11 protein-coding genes are annotated in these 18,862 nt (G+C 55.7%); 2 read left to right on the forward strand and 9 right to left on the reverse strand.

Features of this window, described 5'->3' with window-relative positions; all coding sequences use genetic code 11:
- Window positions 1–15: 15 nt before the first annotated feature.
- From ABEA92_RS08950 to ABEA92_RS08970, 5 genes are all read right to left on the reverse strand, one after another.
- Window positions 16–810, reverse strand: coding sequence for a flagellar biosynthetic protein FliR (locus ABEA92_RS08950; RefSeq protein ID WP_345683475.1), 795 nt, complete (start codon window positions 808–810; stop codon window positions 16–18).
- A complete protein-coding gene (locus ABEA92_RS08955) occupies window positions 810–1,073 on the reverse strand; it encodes a flagellar biosynthetic protein FliQ (RefSeq protein ID WP_425572416.1) in 264 nt (87 codons plus the stop codon). The genes ABEA92_RS08950 and ABEA92_RS08955 overlap by 1 nt, the downstream gene beginning before the upstream one ends.
- Before the next feature lie 14 nt (window positions 1,074–1,087).
- Complete coding sequence (fliP, locus tag ABEA92_RS08960) at window positions 1,088–1,882, reverse strand: flagellar type III secretion system pore protein FliP (RefSeq protein ID WP_345683643.1); 795 nt, start codon at window positions 1,880–1,882, stop codon at window positions 1,088–1,090.
- A gap of 277 nt (window positions 1,883–2,159) precedes the next feature.
- On the reverse strand, window positions 2,160–3,128 hold the full coding sequence (locus ABEA92_RS08965; protein WP_345683477.1) for a class I SAM-dependent methyltransferase: 969 nt from the start codon (window positions 3,126–3,128) through the stop codon (window positions 2,160–2,162).
- Window positions 3,128–4,114, reverse strand: coding sequence for a bile acid:sodium symporter family protein (locus tag ABEA92_RS08970; RefSeq protein WP_345683478.1), 987 nt, complete (start codon window positions 4,112–4,114; stop codon window positions 3,128–3,130). The genes ABEA92_RS08965 and ABEA92_RS08970 overlap by 1 nt, the downstream gene beginning before the upstream one ends.
- A 203-nt stretch (window positions 4,115–4,317) precedes the next feature.
- On the opposite strand from ABEA92_RS08970, the gene ABEA92_RS08975 reads away from it, so the two are divergent.
- Window positions 4,318–5,670: a hypothetical protein gene (locus tag ABEA92_RS08975; protein WP_345683479.1), complete on the forward strand. Its 1,353-nt coding sequence runs from the start codon at window positions 4,318–4,320 to the stop codon at window positions 5,668–5,670.
- A 232-nt stretch (window positions 5,671–5,902) separates the two neighbouring features.
- Here the strand turns inward: ABEA92_RS08975 and ABEA92_RS08980 are convergent, their stop codons facing one another.
- On the reverse strand, window positions 5,903–7,222 hold the full coding sequence (locus ABEA92_RS08980; RefSeq protein ID WP_345683480.1) for an SHD1 domain-containing protein: 1,320 nt from the start codon (window positions 7,220–7,222) through the stop codon (window positions 5,903–5,905).
- 167 nt (window positions 7,223–7,389) lie between these two features.
- On the opposite strand from ABEA92_RS08980, the gene ABEA92_RS08985 reads away from it, so the two are divergent.
- Entirely contained in the window at window positions 7,390–11,142 is a 3,753-nt protein-coding gene (locus ABEA92_RS08985) for an HD domain-containing protein (protein WP_345683481.1), read from the forward strand.
- A gap of 537 nt (window positions 11,143–11,679) precedes the next feature.
- Here ABEA92_RS08985 and ABEA92_RS08990 read toward each other — a convergent pair.
- The 3 genes from ABEA92_RS08990 to ABEA92_RS09000 form a co-directional block, all read right to left on the reverse strand.
- Window positions 11,680–15,270, reverse strand: coding sequence for a cytochrome c biogenesis protein (locus ABEA92_RS08990; RefSeq protein ID WP_345683482.1), 3,591 nt, complete (start codon window positions 15,268–15,270; stop codon window positions 11,680–11,682).
- Between the two features lie 100 nt (window positions 15,271–15,370).
- On the reverse strand, window positions 15,371–16,492 hold the full coding sequence (locus ABEA92_RS08995) for a hypothetical protein (protein ID WP_345683483.1): 1,122 nt from the start codon (window positions 16,490–16,492) through the stop codon (window positions 15,371–15,373).
- A gap of 524 nt (window positions 16,493–17,016) precedes the next feature.
- A complete protein-coding gene (locus ABEA92_RS09000; RefSeq protein ID WP_345683484.1) occupies window positions 17,017–18,828 on the reverse strand; it encodes a helix-turn-helix domain-containing protein in 1,812 nt (603 codons plus the stop codon).
- Window positions 18,829–18,862: the final 34 nt, after the last annotated feature.

Genomic DNA, 18,862 nt, shown 5'->3' on the forward strand with positions numbered 1-18,862 from the left:
TTACCTCTTTTTACATTACCAAAGTTTGCTGAATTTGGCCGCTGCGGCCACGAGTTCCTGCTCAAAGATCAATCCTACTGAACCGATCGTCAGCGTGGTCACCACCAGCAGCGCCAACGCATTGATGCTAAGCCCGATCGCCAACACGTTGATCTGTGGTAGCGTTCGGCTGATCAAACCGGTCAACACGTTGCTCAGTAGTAGTGCCGCGACCACCGGGGCCGAGACTCGGATGCCTGCGGTCATTCCAGCGGTCATTTGGTCGACCACCAACGTCATCATCGAATCGTCGAACGTGACTTTGCCTGCAGGCATCGCTTCGAAACTGTCTACCAAAATCCCTAGCAACATCCGGTGTCCCCCCACCCCCAACATCACTGCGGTCACCAACAATCCGATCAAACGAGCCAACGTTGGCATGCTGCTTGACGTCGTCGGGTCCACTGCGTCACCCAATTGCATCCCGCCGGTGCCAGTGATCGTTTCACCCGCGAGTTGCAAACCGGTAACGATCAATTGAATGGTCGATCCGATCAACAAACCGATCAACCCTTCGCGAGCCACGGCGATCGTTAATTCAATCAAATTGTCGATGCGAGGCAACGAGTCGTTGTCGACATGGGCGGCGACCGGCGGAAGTAACAGCATCGTGATCGCGATCGCCAATAACGCTCGCACCCGTTTGGGGACTCCGACACCGATCGCGGGCATCGAGATCAACAGCGTGCTGAGCCGCGTCAAAACCAATACGCCGAGCACCAGATGGTCGATCGCCCATTGGACCAGCGACGGAAAATCGGTCGGCTCCATTACGGTGATCCTGCGTTCTCAAACACATTTCGTGTGAATTCGACCATCCGGCTCATCAACCATGGCATGCAAGCGATCATCACCGCCGCCATGGCAAGCACCTTGGGGACAAACGCCACCGTTTGGTCTTGGATCTGGGTCAGTGCTTGCAGCAAACCGATCAGCAATCCGGCTCCCATACCGACGATCAAAATCGGAGCCGCAATCACGACCGCAGTCATCAAGGTGGTTCGGCAAAGGTCGATCGCGGAAGGTGCATCAATCACAAGCGTAAGCCTTAAAAGAGAGTTCCAAAACTGTCCATTAACATCTGCACGACCAAACGCCATCCGTCCACCAAAACGAACAGCAGCAATTTGAATGGCAGCGAGATCACCGCGGGTGGAAGCATCAGCATCCCCATCGAAATCGTCACGCTAGCGACGACAAGATCGACGATCAAAAACGGCAGGTAAATCTGGAAGCCCATCAAAAATGCGGTCTTCAATTCGCTCAAGATGAACGCAGGCAAAAGCACCCGCATCGGTACATCGGCGAACGTGCTCGGCAGCGGCGCGTCAGGATCCATGTACCCGTAAAACAAATGCACGTCTTCATGATTGCCAGCGACGTCAATTTGATTGGACATGAACTCGCGAATCGGAATCGACCCGGCCTCGTAAGCCTCTTCCATCGACATCTTGACGTCTGGGTCGGTGTACGGCTTTACCGCGTCTTCGTAAACACGCGTCCACACCGGAGTCATCACAAATAACGTCATGAACATCGCGATGCTGGTCATCACCTGGCTTGGCGGTAACGATTGCAACCCAATCGCTTGTCGCAGCAATCCCAGCACGATGATGATGCGGACATAACACGTCGTCATCAAAAGAATCGCCGGCGCTAGGCTCAGTACGGTCAATAGCAGCAAGACTTGCAAACTGCTGGCCAACCCCTCGGGGCTGGTCCATTGTTCGGGGCCGCCACCTAAGACGTTCAGCGATTCTGCGGCGATCTTGACCGGTTCCTGCTGGACAATCGTCGGCGGTTCGGCGTTTGCCATCGGCGCATGCACCAACGCAGTGATCAGCAGGATCAGTTGTATTGCAAGCAGTCGGGTCAAACCAACGTCGCTCCATCAACGCGAGACGCCTTCGGCAAAGAGACCCCCGGACTTTAGGAAAAATTGCCAAGAAAGCGAAAGGGCGATTCAGCCTCCGTCGTATCAAAGCCCCTTCGCATTTGCGTTTTTTTCGTCGATCCGGCTGATCTGCGTCGTTGATACGGCCTGAAGCCCAACGCTCTTCCTCTCGTGGCGATCCCCGTCTTGCCGGGTCGATGGGCCACGGGGAATTTCTGCAAGGCGATTACTTCACAATTCGCCAACAGCGGTGAATCCGCCGATTTCGGTACTCTTCGGGGACCGTTTGGTTGCTGATCTCGTGGATCGATGTCGCTGGGACCTCGGCCGGATCAAACTTGAATCCGCGGAAATTGTTCGAGAAATAAATCACGCCGCCTGGGCTGACGATCGATAGCAATTGATTCAGAAACGGCACGGCACAGGTCTGCACGTCCCAGTCGTTTTGGGTGCTCTTGCTGTTCGAAAACGTCGGCGGATCGAAAACGACCAAATCGTACAGTTCGTCCGGTTTGTGTTCGTGGATGAATTGCACGGCGTCGATTGCGAAATACTGGTGCTCGGGCCCATCGAAGCCGTTGCGTCGCATGTTCACTTTCGACCACTCAATGTAGCGTTTCGACAGATCGACGCTGGTCGTCTTTGCCGCTCCACCGGCGGCGGCATACACGCTAAACGAGCCGGTGTAGCAAAACAGATTTAGGAAGTTCTTGCCCGCGGCCACATCGCGAACCATTTGCCGAGTGACGCGGTGATCCAGGAATAACCCGGTGTCGACATAGTCGGCCAAGTTGACCAGGAATTTCAGTCCACCCTCTTGGACTTCGATTCGCGAATCGGTGTCGGCGACCTTTTCATGCTGTTTGGTTCCCCGCTGCCGTTCACGTTTTTTCAGGTAGACGTTTTCGAGCGGGATATCGAGCGTCTCGCCAGCGGTTTTTGCCATCAAATCGAGCCAATCGGAATGCTCGGCCGGCTCGCGGTCATGCGGCCGTTCGTATTCGGTGATGTGCAGATTGTCCTCGTAACGATCGACCACCAGCGGGATTTCTGGGATATCGCGTTCGTACAGTCGATAGCAAGTGATCCCACGACGCGTGGGGTAACGTCGCAGATGGCGAGCTCGTTTGCTCAGCCGAGTCGCAAACAATTTGGCTTGTTCGATCGTTTTTTCGGAATAGGAGGAGCTGTTCATCAAGATCGGTTTGAGGTTACTACGTTCGATTTCGTTTTGAATTTGCTGGCATCCGACCAGCGACTTGCGATCACGGTGTCGATGACCAATTGGGTGAAATGGTACATCAGCATCGGGATCACGCTGACACCGCAATCGATTGCGATCTGAAGCCCAATGGTCAACGTTTTCTGGCTGCCAGCGATCCCGACTGCGATCTGGCAAGATCGGTCCGCCCGGACTGCCCGTGCCGCGAACACGCCAAGGGCAAATGCGGCAACGTGAAGCATCGCAACCGAGACCAAAAGTTGGCCGATTTGGATCCCAAACAACGAGGCATTCTGCTGCATCGCGTCGCGTACCACCATGGCACTGGCGATCGAACCAAACCCGACCATCGACAGAATACCGAGCTGCGCGAGAAACGATAAGCGGAGCTTTTGCTGATCCGCCCAATTCGCAAGCCCTGCTATCCGCAACGTTTGCGCAAGCACGATCGGAATCACGACGACCCATGTCAAATTCCAAACCTGATCGACCACCGACAGCTGCGTGGTTTTTGCTAGCACCAATGCAACACCGGTCGGGACGACGGCGATGCAGGCCAAATTGGTAACGACCGTGGTCATCAACGCGATCGATTCGTTGCCACCCGCTTTGCGTGTCCACACGGCAGCCGATGCCAACGTGCATGGAACCAACGCGGCGACGAACAAACCGCCAAAGATCGGAGCTGGCAAATACGCCCTCATCGGCCAACACATCAGCGGCACGACGAGGATGTTGATCACGATTGCTAGCAGTGTCGGCAGCGGTTTGCGAAGACTTTGGCGAACCGATTCGGCGGGCAACGTGATTCCCATCGACCCCATCACCACAAACACAATCGCACTCCGCAGGGTGGTCATTTCTAAGAGCGGAGTCAGTGATTCGCTAGCAAAGAAGCCGATGAGAAAGACCAAGACGAGCGAGATCAGAAACCAATGAGATTTTAGTCTTGCCCTCATGTTGTAATTTTTCCAAACGACCTATCGGCAAGCAGGGGAATGAACATAAGATTCAAACGTGTCTATCGCTGTACGCTAGTGTGCAGGGTACCAGAAGCACGGGATGCTTCCGACGGCACACCGAGAACGGATCTGCTAGCGGGTCCGCAAAACACGTATTTTTCGTCCACGGTTTGGTCGCCCTCGCAGGGAAAGGATTCCCAATGCATGAACGGACACAACGAGCCTTTGCTCGCTTGGTGTTCGTTGTCTGCTGCGCGCTGCCGACTTCGATTGTGTTGATGACGATTTTGGTGACATGGACCCCTTGGTACCATCGTCACTGTTTGCGAACGATCACCGCGTCGATTGCCAAAGACACGGGGTTCGACGTCGAGATCGAAGATTTCGATCGCCCCAGTCCCTCGCGATTGGAACTGCGAAACGTTCGATTGTTGGATCCCGAGACGAAACGCGAAGTGGCCAAGGTCTACAAGCTCAGTTGGACCGAGGTGAATGGCGGCGTTTCGATTGTGCTGCATCAACCCGAGCTGCAATCGTCGGAACTGGGCAATACTTGGCGATTGGTGCACGACCGGTTTTTATGCCAATCGATTTGCGTTTCCACGCCGGTCCGGTTTGCCGCCAATGACTTGACCCTGCACAGCGACACCGGGCCGCTAACACTGCGTGACGTCGATGCTTGGATCGAACCGGGCAACCCATCGATGATCGGCAGTTCTACCCGCGCGACGATCGAATGTTTGCCTACCGGCCAACCCACCGATCGCGGGTTTCGCATCGAAGTGGTTCGCGATCGCAGCGGGGTGACTCCGGTGACGACGTGGACACTGGAAACCGGCGACACCGCCCTGCCCTGCTCTGCCCTGGCTCCGTACAGCGACGCGATGGCGATGCTCGGCAACGAGGCGACGTTCTCGGGCATGATGCGATGGAGTATCGAGCCGGATGGTTGGTGGGTCGATTTAAGCACCTCTCGATTTGATCACGTCGATTTGGCGCGAGTGTTCCAGCGGTTGCCCCATCAATTGACGGGCGACGCCAGTTTGCGATTTCGACGCGGGATGATTCGTCCGGGTAAAACGGTCGACATGATTGCCGAGTTGCGTGCAAAGGAAGGCTTTGTGGGGACGTCGCTACTGGCGTCGATGCAGCGTGACCTTGGCATGACGATTCAGACCGACATCACCAGCCCGCGACCGATTCCCTACGACCACTTGGCGATGCAGTTTCAGATCTTCGGCGCCAAGATGACGCTCGACGGGATCTGTCGCACCGAGCAAGGTTATGAAGGCTTGCCTGCGGGCGTCGTGTTGATTGCCGACGGCTACTCGATGGTACAAGCTCGTGAATTGGAGATGCCCGCGATCGAGTTGGCCAAAGCGGTCGCACCGTCCCACAGCGTGTTGGTGCCGATGTCCGAGCAGACCACGCCGTTGATGCAGTGGTTGTTGCCTCCGAGCCGAGCGATTCCAAATGGCACCAGTCATTCGCCCGCACCACGAATCCAAACCGCGCAAGAATTCAGCGGCGGCCCCACGATCAACGAGCCCTAACCCATGTCGCTCAGCTCTCCGAGCTGTCAGCGTTCATTAGGTCCACTGAATGTTAAATAGGTGCAACGTGTCATTCTTAGTCGCTTGCAACCATCGTCACAGCTTCGATTTTAGTACCTTGACAGGCTGTTGATTTAGTGAGCCGCGACGCGTGAGCGGCCGGGTACCGCGCATTACCCGGTGCCCTACGGCTCACTGTTGTGATTTACATTTCGAATAAATCAAAATCCCGTCAACGGGATTCACCAGCTTTAGTCCATTTCCTCTGCATTACAAACTCTTTGTCATCATGGCAAAGCAAATCAAGCTTTACGTCAATAGCGGTGCCGTCTCTCTTTTCCAGTGTAAGCGTTCCGGATATGTACTTCACAAACTTCGCATCCACTTTGTACTTTCCATCGCGGGTCGTCCATATCCTCCATTTGTAAGCATCGTTGCCTAATGTCGATTTCGCTTCTGAATTGGTATGTGCGGACGATTGGGGTTTTGCATCTGCTTGTTTTGAGTTTTTATTCTCGTTGGTTAGTTGTGACGGATCCGCTGTGACTGACTTGGTTCCCTGGAAAGGTCCGACCATCCGATGACGACGGCGCAGCGTGTCCATGATTGCCTGGTAGATGTAGGTGTCGGTTTCAGGAGCTTTTTGATTGGTTTCGCTCCAGTCTGCGTACTCCAATTCATTGAACGCGACGTCATCGATCTTTCCAAGTTCGACCAAAATCTCGCGCATGACATCAGCGCCTGTCAACCTTATGTCTTTGAGAACAGGCGAACCGTCCGAATAACGCAAACCTGCGATCTCTTTAAGTTCCGGCGTAATGGGCAGTGTCCCTTTGGGATCCGTTGCCACTGCGATTGGATTCCACAAGATAAATTCGGCGTCGTAAGTCATCGAGAAGAGAGCGGGTAGATTTATCGCTGGCTGCGGCCAAGGTCCTCGTGGGAAATATTTAACGTCGCCGATGCCGTCTTCACCGAGGGCATGCTCTGACCACCGCGTCTGCCCTTCCAGGAACCAACGCCTCTTGAAGTAGGTTGCACCGTATTGGATCAGATGAAAGAATTCGTGTGCTGGGGTGCCATTCTTTGAGGCAACAACGTGACGTCCAATCTTCATAACGACTGCTCGTTCGCCTGGCTTGCCTTCGGGGGTTTTCCTAGCTCGTTGCGATTCGTCGAAGGCCGCACCGTTTCCACCACCGAATTCGTCACGATCGCGAAGATATACCTCAATACACGCCACTCCCGTGTATCGCTTGCTGGCCAACGGATCGGGGAACTCTAGTACATCACAGAATAGCTTCTTTGCTGCCCAAATCTGCTTCGCGATGTCTTCCACATGATCGGGAGTGCCCGAAGCGTTCGTGTCCTCAAGTGGCACTGCGGAATTGCCTTCCGTCGCATAGAACACACGTACGGTGTCAAGCACGTAATGCTTTGGCAATTCGGAGTTGTTCTGACCGTATGAATATCCTGGCAAACCGGTTCCAGCCACGATTAGTATCAGGACGCACGCTTTGCCAATCTGATTGTTTCTTGCTTTCCAAATCATCGAACCATCGAATCCAAAATTTGATCACAGCTAGAATTCAAAACGACACATCCGAATAATCGACGAATCGCGGTCTATGGGATGTCTGTGTAGTCCGATAGATCGTGCGCCCAGTAGTGGGAGCTTCTGATCGATTCTAGAACAGCCGAGAATGCGAGTGCAAGCACTTGAAGCTCGTTTTTGAAGCAGGCATTGAGTTTGAAAATTCAGGACGTAAGTTTGTCACAGTCCCTTACGCCTGTTATTCTGTCCGGATTCAATCTGTAACGACAGCCAGTAATGGGCAATCCAACCCAATGCCAGAACATCAGGCACCTCATGCAAAGGACTGCAGCGAATCGCAGTTTTACCAACGGCTTCGTACTCTCGCTTCTGAATCCGACAGCACGTCGCTGGCAAACTTGCTCAATGCAACGAAACGCCTGCTGGAATCCGCCGACGCAATCAGCAAACAGATTGTACGCTTTCTGCCTCAATTCACGCTGCACGACAATACGCATCTTTGGAATGTCCTCAGCTTTATGGAGGAACTGGCTGGAGGCAATGACGCAATCCAGGGGCTTGAAGCGGGTGACTGTGCCATGGCAATCTGGGCAGCGTTCATTCATGACCTCGGCATGGTGTTGGAAGCCGAGGAGCTCGCCGCTCTGGATGCGGTCGACGAGTATGACGCCAGCGTCGAACCTAGCAAGAAATCTCCCAGCGAAAAGGCGGAAGCTTGGCGTGCGTATCGGGACGGTCACGAACACTGGGCCACGATTCGGCAGGCTCCCAATGACAAACGCAATCGCATGCGACTGGGGATCATTCGGGCCGCCTTCATCCGCGACTCCCACGCCAGAGACGATGCGCACTCGGGGCAATGCCGGATTGATGACTGGCTGAACTTTTTGGCAGATGGCGATCGTTTGCTGGCTCAGGCTTTGGAGGACTACGCGATCTCCGATCGAATCGTCCGGGTGGCGGTCAGCCACAATCAGGACATCGGCTGGCTTCCGCGGCAGCTCACGCAGATGGACATCGACAAGCCACACGCTGAAGCTCTGGGTGCGGGGCTGGGAACGGTTCACTGGACATGGATTAGCTGGTTGTTGCGTCTTGCGGATGTGTTTGACTGCGACAAGTCGCGAACACCAAAGGTTCTGTTTGACCACGGCGGGATCACCGATGCGCGTAGCAAGGCTGAGTGGCAAAAGCACTTGGCGATTCGCGAGGCCCCGCTCTGGGAAGCGGGTGCGGACGGTCAGACGCTGCTATACACCTGCCACACGTGCCCAAACCCGATTGTTGAAAAGGCAATCCACCAGATCATTGGCTGGATGAACGACGAAATTGAGAAGGTCCAGGCGGCCAGCTACGCAATTTCAGATCATGCATCACAGCCCGAACTTCGCCTGCCGTCACAGGCACGCGTGGACATCAAGCGGCGCGAAGGCGGGTATCTGTATCACGACATGGAATTTCGCCTGGACCGTGATGCCGTGGTCGAGCTGCTGATGGGTGAAAGTCTGTACGGTGGCCCGGAACTGGCGTTGCGTGAACTGGTTCAAAACGCGCTAGATGCGGTACATCTACGTGATCAACGCAATCGTCTCGCCATGGCATTGAACGCCGCGGGAGGTGCGGAAAAGCCACGCCATCCGCATCAATCGTGGGATGGGCAGCCGGCGGAGGTTATTGTGTCGTGGGGCGAAGAAGGCGGACGCCGTTATGTTCGCGTTCAGGACTCGGGGGTTGGTATGACCGTCGGGACGATGCGCCGATTTTTGACTCAGATCGGCAAGAGCTATTACAAGTCCGACGACTTCCGTGCCGAGCAGGAGTTGATGCGTCGCAACGGCATTCTCTGCACCGCAATCTCACAGTTCGGCATTGGTTTTCTGTCAGTCTTCATGCTGGCTGATGAGGTCACGATTTACACCCGACCCGTGGGTGTTGCCGTTGAGAAACCTCCTGCGGACGGAGCATTGCAGGAGACCGCCCGCTTTCCATTCCGTGCCGAAATCCACGGTCCCCACGGTCTGCTGGCTTTTTATCCAGATAAAACCGCAACTTTGCCTGGGACAACGGTGACGATCTGGTTGAAGGACAACTTTGTACTGCCCGACTGGAACCGCGATGTTCTGATAGCGCGCCTGCGACAGGAGTTCTACAATCGCGAACTTCCCAGAGAAGTTAAGGGCGTGCTTGAAAAACAGAACCAAGTGATTTCTGCTCCGCAGCAGGTGCTTGACCCTGGGTTCGAGATCAGCCGCTTCATTGTCTGGCCGCTGTATCCAGTCAAGTTATCGGCGGACGCTCAGTCGGACCCGCTGATCATTGACGACTCTTTTCATTATCGTGAGTTGGTCCCATTGGATCGCGAGGCATTGAAGGCAAAGGCCGAGGAATGGGAACATGAGATTCCGGAGATCGAGGATACCGACTGGCGTGTCTGCGACTGGACTGATGAGTCCGTCGCACATGACGGGGTGGAAGGCACAGGGAGCCGCATTCGACTGATTGGTCCGCATCCTGAATCGAGATCTGATTCGCTCAAGCCGGCGGAGTGGACGTCTTTGTCGGAGTACTTGCCATCGGGTCAGCCGCGACTCTTGTTGGGGAGTTTTGCGGAACCTCAGTTACCGGAACCTCTGACACGCTATCAATGCCTCGTGAACGGTGTTCGTATCGTTCCCGGTTTCGTGCCAAGTCGTTCCGAGCGTGACTGCAAACTGCCTCAGGTTATCGAGCAATTACCGGTGCTCCCGGGTGAAGGCGGCTGGGTGTGGATTGACCTGCGCGGGGCGGCGATGCCGCGACTGCGGGCAGACCGATCCGCTCCGATTACCACCCAATCCGAACCGCCCGACTGGCGTGGGCTGATGCAGCGTTGGAACGCCTCACACTCGGGTAGCACCCCTAACTGGCTGATGAATCAATTGCTCTGGATTCAATGCGAATGCCCACAGCGGACCACTGCGTCACGCCCAATTCGAGTGGGGCTTAGAAAAATCAGCCCCTTTCTCATTGCACGGTTACTGCTAAGTAGGTCTGCCATTTTAAGAAGCGTCAATCACTTCATGGTTGGCGATCCGTCACAGTACGTCGCCCTCAAGTTCCAGCGTGCCGTCGCCCACGCCCTCGCCAGGGCCCGCGATAGCGCTGTCGCCCGCGCCTTCGTCCGCGGCCACGACGCCGCTCTCGACTTCGCCCTCGACCGCAACCTCACGCGTGCCCCCACCCACGCTCAAACCCTCGGATTTGCTCACTCCCTTGGTCTCACCCTTGCTCTCGACTCCGTCCTCCGCTTCGATCCCGGCTTTCCCCTCAATCCCGACCGCGCCCAGGATTTTTTCCGAAGTCAGTTGGAATGGCGAGGCGTTGTCGTCCGCACCGGCGTAGAGTCTCATCTAGCATCTGAGGCGATCGGGACCGACCGAGATGAAAGTCTCCCTGTAACGGGACTCATCGGCGTCGGCTCACGGACTGACTTGCGACTCGTAGGTCCAGTTCGTGTAACAAACTCGCAGAATGTCGTCGCACAGCCTGACTGGCTCCGAGCTTATGACCTAGTGCTTCCTTATACAGCGTTTCCCCTCGATGCGTTACGGTCGCGGTTTCCCGAATGGACGGCGACACTCAAACCTCGTCTGATTTACATGCTTCCATTCCTATGCGGTCAAGAACCATTTGGGAGTTTGCGTGAGAGTCTGAAAATGAATTCCCCCGTTGAATCGCTGATGCTGTTTTTGCCGAATCCCGATCACTGGGAATGGATGTTCGTGGATCATTCGCGAGAAGAGTGGGCCGATGGATCTGCATCGGCCCTATGGGATCTGAAGACAGGAAAAGTCCTATACGCCGACGGTATCCACACGGCCACCTCCATCCGTAGAAAGGGCGTCGGCAAACCACTGCGAGACTGGTTACAGCAATAGCCCCTAGCTAGAAACCGCGTTGTGAAGCAGTCAAACGGAACAGACGCTAATTCGTTTGTGCGCTGAACTAATGATTCCAGGCTCTTTTGTATTAGCATTGATTTCATCGGCCATGCCAGTGCCTGCAGCACGGAACGCGCAGGATGAAACATCGCTTAAAACCGTTCGTCATAGTCTCGATCGCCGTCATTGCCGTCTTGGTAATGGTCGCGGGATTTTTGAGCTGGCGATCGGTTGCCGAGGTCGACGCGGCGTTGAATCCGATTCATGTAGCGGAGGATCGTTGCGGTCCCAACCCGCCGAGTCCGGCGGGATCGTCTTCGGGAGCCGTAACGTGTCAGCGGCCGGGGCCCACATGCTACCCGGTGCCTTACGGCTCACACGCCACGCCTACATGCTGCCGCCAAGCGGGGACGCAATGCAGACAAAATGCCGTCAAGTGGATTCGACGGACTAGGAAGTCCATCGTACGACTAAAACAACCAGCCGCCCGCGACTTCCGCTACGTTGATACGCCGCAATTCCTGGGGAATTTGATTACGCGGCTTCGAGGTCGCTGGGTTTGCGGCCGAATGCGACTCCGGTCACGATAAAGGCGAGTTGGCTTGCGATGTACAGGCTCAACCACATCAAGACGCCGGAGGTGAAGCCGTAGCTGTGCAGTCCAATGCCCAGCTCGTTCGTACCAAACCAGCTCCAGGTGGTGACGATGTTGCCGCCGATCGCCAATACGCAGAAACCGCGTGCTTTGACCATGCCGTCCCAGCGAGCGTGCAACATCAGTGCGTTCCAGATCACGATCAACAACGCCCCGTTTTCTTTCGGGTCCCAGCCCCAGAAACGACCCCAGCTATCGTCAGCCCAAAGGCCGCCTAGGACCGTACCGACGAAGCTAAACAGGATTCCGAAACAAGCCGCACCGTAACACATGCGGTACAAATCCTTCAACGCTTTGGCATCTTTGCCAACCCATCCGGCAATCAAATAGCCGATCCCGATCGTGCCGGCGACCAACGTAGCAACGTAGCCAAGCGTGACACTGATCACGTGGGTGGCCAACCAAAACTGCGTATCAAGAACCGCTTGCAGTACCGGCATCGTATCCCCGGTATTCAGCCCATAGGCCACCAACAGCGACATCATGCCTGCGAACGCGGACAACAAGTTGCCGGTACCGTATTTGAAGATTCGCTCGACGACCAAGCCAAACAAGACGGCACCCCAGCCGATGAAGACGGCGGACGAGTACAGGTTGATGACTGGAGCGCGACCGGTAATCGCAACACGGCACAAAATCGTAAACGTGTGAATCGCCAAAGCAATCGCAAGCGTTCCCCAAACCGCTTGTCGCATCCGAGGCAAGTGGAACAAGAAGTAAACGAGCGCAAGGACGGTCGAAACAAGGTACAAAAACATCGTCACGCCGGTGGGCCAATTCGATTGCATCCATCGTTCCAGCGAAACCATCCCCTTGTCGTAACCGGGAATGTCATAACTTTGCACTGCGGCAAGATGTTCATCGACAGCGGTGTTAAAGCCGACCGTATCCATGTCGCTGTACGCTTTGATCATTTCACCAAACGTTTCAATCGACGCCTGAGGCGTTGCACCGCTTCCGAGTGAATTTTTGGCCATGTCGAAAAACGCCGGGGCGTAGGCCGACCATTTGGGATTGTCGATCGATTCCTTGGCATCGTCTTCGGTAGGCGGAATCACGGCGGGGGCCGGCATCTTGGCCAGACTTTCCATTCGCATCTGCAGTTCACGCAACGCGAACATTTGACGCGTTTGTTCATCCGTTCCTTCGGGAAAGAAGCTCGCTGGGAACTGCGTCGGAACCGGAATCCGGAACGCCGCCGCGGTCAACGTGTAGTGACGCGTCCGGCGATCCAGTTCAATTAACTTCTTCTCTTTAAACGATTGATGGAGTGCCTCTTTTTTGCCTGCGGCTTCAATCAGCTTTGACGCTTCGTCCCATTGCTCACGAATTTCGTTCAACGAGTACAGTTTGCTTTTGCGTCGCTCGAGCCCCAGTTCGCTACGAACCTCTTCGGCATCGATACGGAACATCGGCAAATCATGCAGCGCAGGATCGTCGGTCGCCACTTCCATCAACCACTGCATCGCCGAAACCGAGCGACCCGAAGTGTGGTCTTGGATTTCCTTTGGTGCGGTATCCAGTGGCAGCGATTCACGGTTGCTGATCGCTTTCAGCGTTTGCCGAGCGTAAGCGTCCAGCGGCATCACGCGACCGCCAAATTGAGTCGGGATTTTGCCAGCGGTATAGAAGTCGAACTGTTTCATCCGTTCGCTTGGACGCATCGAGTTCATCACTGCAGGCCAAGGAATCAACATCATCAGCGCGATCCCCGCAAACGCACCGACGGTGGCATACACAGGCCACTTCGAGGGTGGTGACTGATTGAATTCCGCCATCGCGGCAAGCTCTTTGCGGGTTTCACGTTCGCGGCGATCCAGGAATCGCGTTAGCGTGCCGAGGAAGTGAACCAGCATGCCGAGCGCCGTGATGCTGCAGGCGACATAGGGGATCAGCCAGCCCGAGTTGCGGACAACCTGGATCCCGGTCATCTCTTTGCCGCCTGGAAGCGGCGTGTAGTTGGATTGATAGAACGTTTCGCCGCGATAACGCAGCGGGTTGTTCATCCAGACGCGGTCCTTGCGGTCTTCGCCGGTCTCGGTATCGATGATGCGAATGAACGACGAGTAGTCACGCGGTGTGTCACTGCCGCTGTAGTTCACACGACGCACGTCTTCGAGTTGTACCCAATACGGTTTGACTTCGCGATGAAAACGCAGCCCGATGTCATAACTCTTCTCATGCACCGTAAACGAATCGAAGTCATCTTTGACCGGTTCACCGGGCACTAACATTTCGCGATCCGAGATGACTTGGCTGACAAGGTGTGTACCGAGCGATTCACCCGATGACTTGTCAATCAGTTCGACGTAAGCCGACGGAACATTGATCGCTCCATCGGTTCCGCCGGCCTTGGTCACCGGGATGGCTTTGACATCCAATCCGATCCCGGTGGTGGCGATGTTGTCTTTTTCGTCGGCTTCTTTGAGTGTCGAGTTAGGAAAGTACTGGATCACTTTGACGTTGACTGGAAGCGTCTCGTCTTCGATCAGCGAGCCTGATTCTGCGGCTTGTTGCAAACGGCTTGCAGGAATCGCGATGATGTTGTCGATGCCATCGAGTCGCTCGATGATGGTCAGTTCAGCAACATCCAGATTGACCAGCGTGTTGGTCGATTCACCTTCGACCAGACTGAGTCGTTGTTCCAGTTGACGGTCGCCGAATGTGAATTGGCCTACCATCAATAGTCCCACGCCCAGGTGCAACAGGACGTTGCCGCCTTGCTTGTTGAACACCAAAAGGCATCCCACTAACAGGATTCCGCCAACACCGAGTCCTTTGGTCAATTGCCAAACAATCCGCAGTCCGGGGTCGCCAATGCGGAATCCGGTGAACAAGGATGCCAGCAGAAGTAACGCAAACAGCCCGCCCAATTGGTACAGCAGCATCGCGATCTTCGCATTGCGAACCTGAGTTCCCCATGCCACCGCGCCGGCCGCCAGCAACCCAAGACCGGCTAACACGCAACCCCACAGTGCGTCGTAAGAAATTGGCGGGGTGCCTTGCAGCCCGTCATCGTTGTGTCCGGCCATCACGACCAAGCCTGTGGCGAGTAAACCGGCGACCAAAAATCCGATGCCCAGCATCAGTTTCGATCCGCTGGCGTGAATTCGGAACCGCGTGATTTTCGCGGCAACCAAATTCACCATCAATAGAAAACCGATCAACGCTCCGCCGGGAAACGGGATCTTGCCAGGCAATGGCTCGCTGTGACGATAGAAGGCTTGCGGGACGAAATCATCAAAGTGCAGCATCGCGACCCACGACAGGAAGTATCGCTGCTTCACTTCCAACATATTCATCTCGTCCTGCGCAAGCGTGCCGACCAGGACGATGATCAACGACAACGCGAATAGCGTCACGGTCAACTTTAGCGACCCAAGCCAACGCAATGCGACATGACTGAACTCGCCGAATGAATCTTCGGTTTGATGATCGATGTATTCGGAATGCGAAGTGGTTGTGGCCATGGTTTTGATGATGAGTGAGGTGGGGAGGCGAGCCGAGCGTTTGCTGGTTGTCCGAGGAACAACTTCTGGGCGTCAGTGCTCATCCATTGATTTTACACTGCTAAAGTTGGATCGATTCGAGGAACGACTTGATTGCCTCGGATTCGGCGGTCACCGTTTTGGCAGGGCCTGTCATTTTGATGAATAAACTGAACCCTTCGTCCAGCGGGACGATCGTAGCGTCGATTGCGGTGCCCGCTTCGGGGTCTGTTCCTAATAGTAAGAACCGCTGAGCATCTCGACCATCAACTTTGATCTTTTCCGCGTCCTCGAGTGCTTTATCGACGACTTCGTCTGCAACACCTTCGGGGCGGATTTGGCCGAGCCAGCGTGCGACGTTGCCACGCAAATCGCCACCAGCTGGGATGACCGTGATTTCGGCTTCGGCGTCTTCCGGACCGACGTTGAACGCTGCCATCCGCATGCTGGACATTCGCCCATCACGCCAACCTTCGGGGCGATCGTACTTGAAACTCGAATCAGGATTTTTGGACGAATCAGGACCGTCCGATGTTGTCGTTTCGGTGGTTGAGGAACCCGATGCCATCGACCCGCCCGCGACGCCGCTATGGATGTCGTCGTTGGGCATTTCGCCCCGAGCCATTGGCCCGCCACTCATGGGGCCGCCACTCATACCGCTCATCATCGGCGGTGAACCGCCACTGGATTTACCCACGAGATCGACCCAGACCGCAGTCCCATCCGCGGATTCGATTTCCAAGGCTTCCGCACTTGCCCATTTTTCGTTCGAGGGGGCTAAACCGACTTGGCCTCGCCAACGGTTGACGTTCATTGCGACTTCGGCGTCCCAGTCGGGTTGTTTCGGCAGCGACGACACGCTGATGTCGAGCTGTTTGTCGGGCGTGTTGACGTCGATTGAGGCGAATCGCATCGGTTTGGACCCACCGAGCTGCCAGCCCTCGGGCAATTCGTCGAGCACTGGTTTGTCATCTTCGAATTGGATCGATTCGACAAACTTGCGAAAATCATCCTCGACCACGGCAACCGCTTTCTCAGGAGCCGCTGTGATTTTAAAGAACCACGTTTGATCGCCTTTGGGGACCATCACTGCCAACATGCGGTCGTTACCCGTACGAAGTTGCTCGGGCACCTCGGTGGGAATCGAGTAGGTCACGATCGGATCGGTTTCCTGACAACCGGATGCGGCCGCTAGCAGTAGCATGACGCAGGAGATCGCGAGGGTTCGGGAAGCAAAAAAGCGGAAGGTCCGCAGCATATCGGCCATCAGAATCCTGGAGCTGGCTATTGAGGGTGGGGCGAAACAAGGAACATTGCATTTTGCAGTTCCTGCCTGGTTAGGTACGAACCGATGAAGGTGCGGTTTGGTACGAACCCATGAAGGTAAGGTGCCCCCACTGAATTAGAAACCCCGCAGGCATTTGTTTCGTACCCACGATTCTAACGTGTCGCGGTTCCAAGCGGCAGCGAAATTCTGAAACTCGGCGATGCTGTGAAGCGGCCATCGCCCCAGCGATCCCGCGACGTCGAAACCGCAGACGAAGCCGCCGGAAAACGAAAAATGTGACGACTTTCCTCGCGTTTTCCCGAGCCAATGCTAAGCCACGCATGAGTTCCGCCAGCGGCAATTCCGCGTCACCCAAGCCGTCAACGCCGCTGCCAGCCTGCGACAGCATGTCACGGCGGCAAAAGTTCACGAACGCCCGCGATCCGCAGCCGATCGGGCGGCTACCAACCCATCAAGCTGATCAGCGAATCGGTCAACGAGCTGACCGGGGCCGATGGTTCGGTGTAAGTCCACATGTTGCGAAGCAAATCGGTCATCAACATCCCGCCCAAGCTGAGAACGCCGATGATCATCACAAGTGTCAAGCATTGCAGCAATGTGAATGGCACTTCGTAAGTGCTAACCGCAGTTGGCCCGCTGGCGGTTTTGGTGCGTGTCGCGGTCGAGGTGATTCCGACCCCTTCGGCAGCCACTTCCTCGCCTTCGACAAACCCTTCTTCGACCGGCGCGGCTTCGGCATCAAAGGCGTCACCGCCGAATGCATCGGCGTCGCCAAACGCATCGCCACCTAAATCGACGGGCTCGCCGATCAATTCGGAATCTTCGACTTCGATAACCTGGGAATCGCTGTCGATTTCGGATTCTAATCCGATGCCCGAAGGCGACAATTGGAACTCTTCGTCGGCTTGGAAATCGACCATCGATCCGTCCCCGCCGACTCCCGACGCACTGCTGCCGATCCCGCTGCCGTGCGAGATTTCGCCACCAAGGTCGAGTGCGGAAACGCTGCTACCAGCCAAATCGAGCGGTTCGCTTTCAAGTGACAATCCGCTATCCGATGGGCTCATCAAATTGATGCCGCTGTCCCCGGCAACCGACAAATCATGTTCGGCACTGTCGATCACCAGATCGTCATCGTCGTCGGCAATCAGCAAATCGTCGTCATCGTCAAGCGAAAGGGCGTCATCGCCACCAGGGATCACGGCACCCGAGCTAAGCGCACCAAGCCCGAGGCTGCTTCCCAATCCCGAGGACGCAAGCAGATTTTCGCTGTCGCCCGAGATCAATCCGCTGCCGCCCTGCTCTGCACCCAGCAGATCAAGCTCACTTAAAACGTCGCCGCTGAGTCCCATCGACGATGGCTTGTTGCCGGTCGCGGGCGAATCAAGTTCGTCCATCAATTCCAAGCTGCTCATCCCCGACGACTTAAGCTCGGAGCCGCCCTTGGACTTCGTCGGCACGTCGTCCTCGAGGATGTCCAACTCGCTGTCGTCGGCGCCGATGACAATGTCATCACTGTCTTCTTCGCTGATCGGAGCAAAACTGAGGTCGCTGCCCTCGTCGATTCCGCTGCCGACAATGTCACTGCCTAGGTTGATGCCTGATTCGGACGCCAACACGTTGGTGGGTTCGGAATCCAAAAGTTCTTTTAGTTCGGCATCGGTGACTGGACCGGTGCTGCCCGCATTGGGTTCGATCGACAGATCGATTTGTGCCGAGTCGTGACTGATCGCAGGTTCGGCAAGGCTCAGTTCGCCCGAATCAATCTCGAGTGGTTCTTTCTTGACTTCGAGGTCCCCGTCGTCTGTGTTGATATCAGCAAGGTCGCCGAGCAGATCGTCGCTGTCGCTAGCGACCAGCGCGACGTCGCTGCCCACATCACTGCCGCCGGTGATCAAGTTCACATCGCTACCCGAACCGCTGGTCGATGGCTCGATGCCAAGTTCGACATCGCTACCGCTGCCGTCGCCTGCATCGGCGTCGTCACCGCCAATGATGTTCGATCCGCTGCCAAGCGAAAGACCCGATCCAAAATCCATCTCGCTGACAAGATCACCCGATCCGCCAAGCAAATCGCCTGAATCCCGATCCGCCAGCTCATCGGCGAGCCGAGCGATTTCGTTTTCAGGAAATTTCCAGCTCGCTCCGTCGCGGAATCCTCGGATTTCACCTTGGCTGCGAAGCTCGACCAAACGGTCGGTCGGAATGCCTAGCTTTTTCGCAGCGTCTTCGAGGGAGAGATAATCGGCCATGGGTGTTCTTTGGCTCCGGTAAATCGCAGTGCGA

The organism is Novipirellula caenicola (assembly GCF_039545035.1).
Classification (GTDB): Bacteria; Planctomycetota; Planctomycetia; order Pirellulales; family Pirellulaceae; genus Novipirellula; species Novipirellula caenicola.

What these genes read in the sequence shown, in the direction of transcription:
- ABEA92_RS08950 (WP_345683475.1), bottom strand. Translation starts at nt 810, where the DNA reads ATGGAGCCGACCGATTTTCCGTCGCTGGTCCAATGGGCGATCGACCAT.
- ABEA92_RS08975 (WP_345683479.1), top strand. Translation starts at nt 4,318, where the DNA reads ATGCATGAACGGACACAACGAGCCTTTGCTCGCTTGGTGTTCGTTGTC.
- ABEA92_RS08970 (WP_345683478.1), bottom strand. Translation starts at nt 4,114, where the DNA reads ATGAGGGCAAGACTAAAATCTCATTGGTTTCTGATCTCGCTCGTCTTG.
- ABEA92_RS08990 (WP_345683482.1), bottom strand. Translation starts at nt 15,270, where the DNA reads ATGGCCACAACCACTTCGCATTCCGAATACATCGATCATCAAACCGAA.
- ABEA92_RS08980 (WP_345683480.1), bottom strand. Translation starts at nt 7,222, where the DNA reads ATGATTTGGAAAGCAAGAAACAATCAGATTGGCAAAGCGTGCGTCCTG.
- ABEA92_RS08965 (WP_345683477.1), bottom strand. Translation starts at nt 3,128, where the DNA reads ATGAACAGCTCCTCCTATTCCGAAAAAACGATCGAACAAGCCAAATTG.
- ABEA92_RS08995 (WP_345683483.1), bottom strand. Translation starts at nt 16,492, where the DNA reads ATGCTACTGCTAGCGGCCGCATCCGGTTGTCAGGAAACCGATCCGATC.
- ABEA92_RS09000 (WP_345683484.1), bottom strand. Translation starts at nt 18,828, where the DNA reads ATGGCCGATTATCTCTCCCTCGAAGACGCTGCGAAAAAGCTAGGCATT.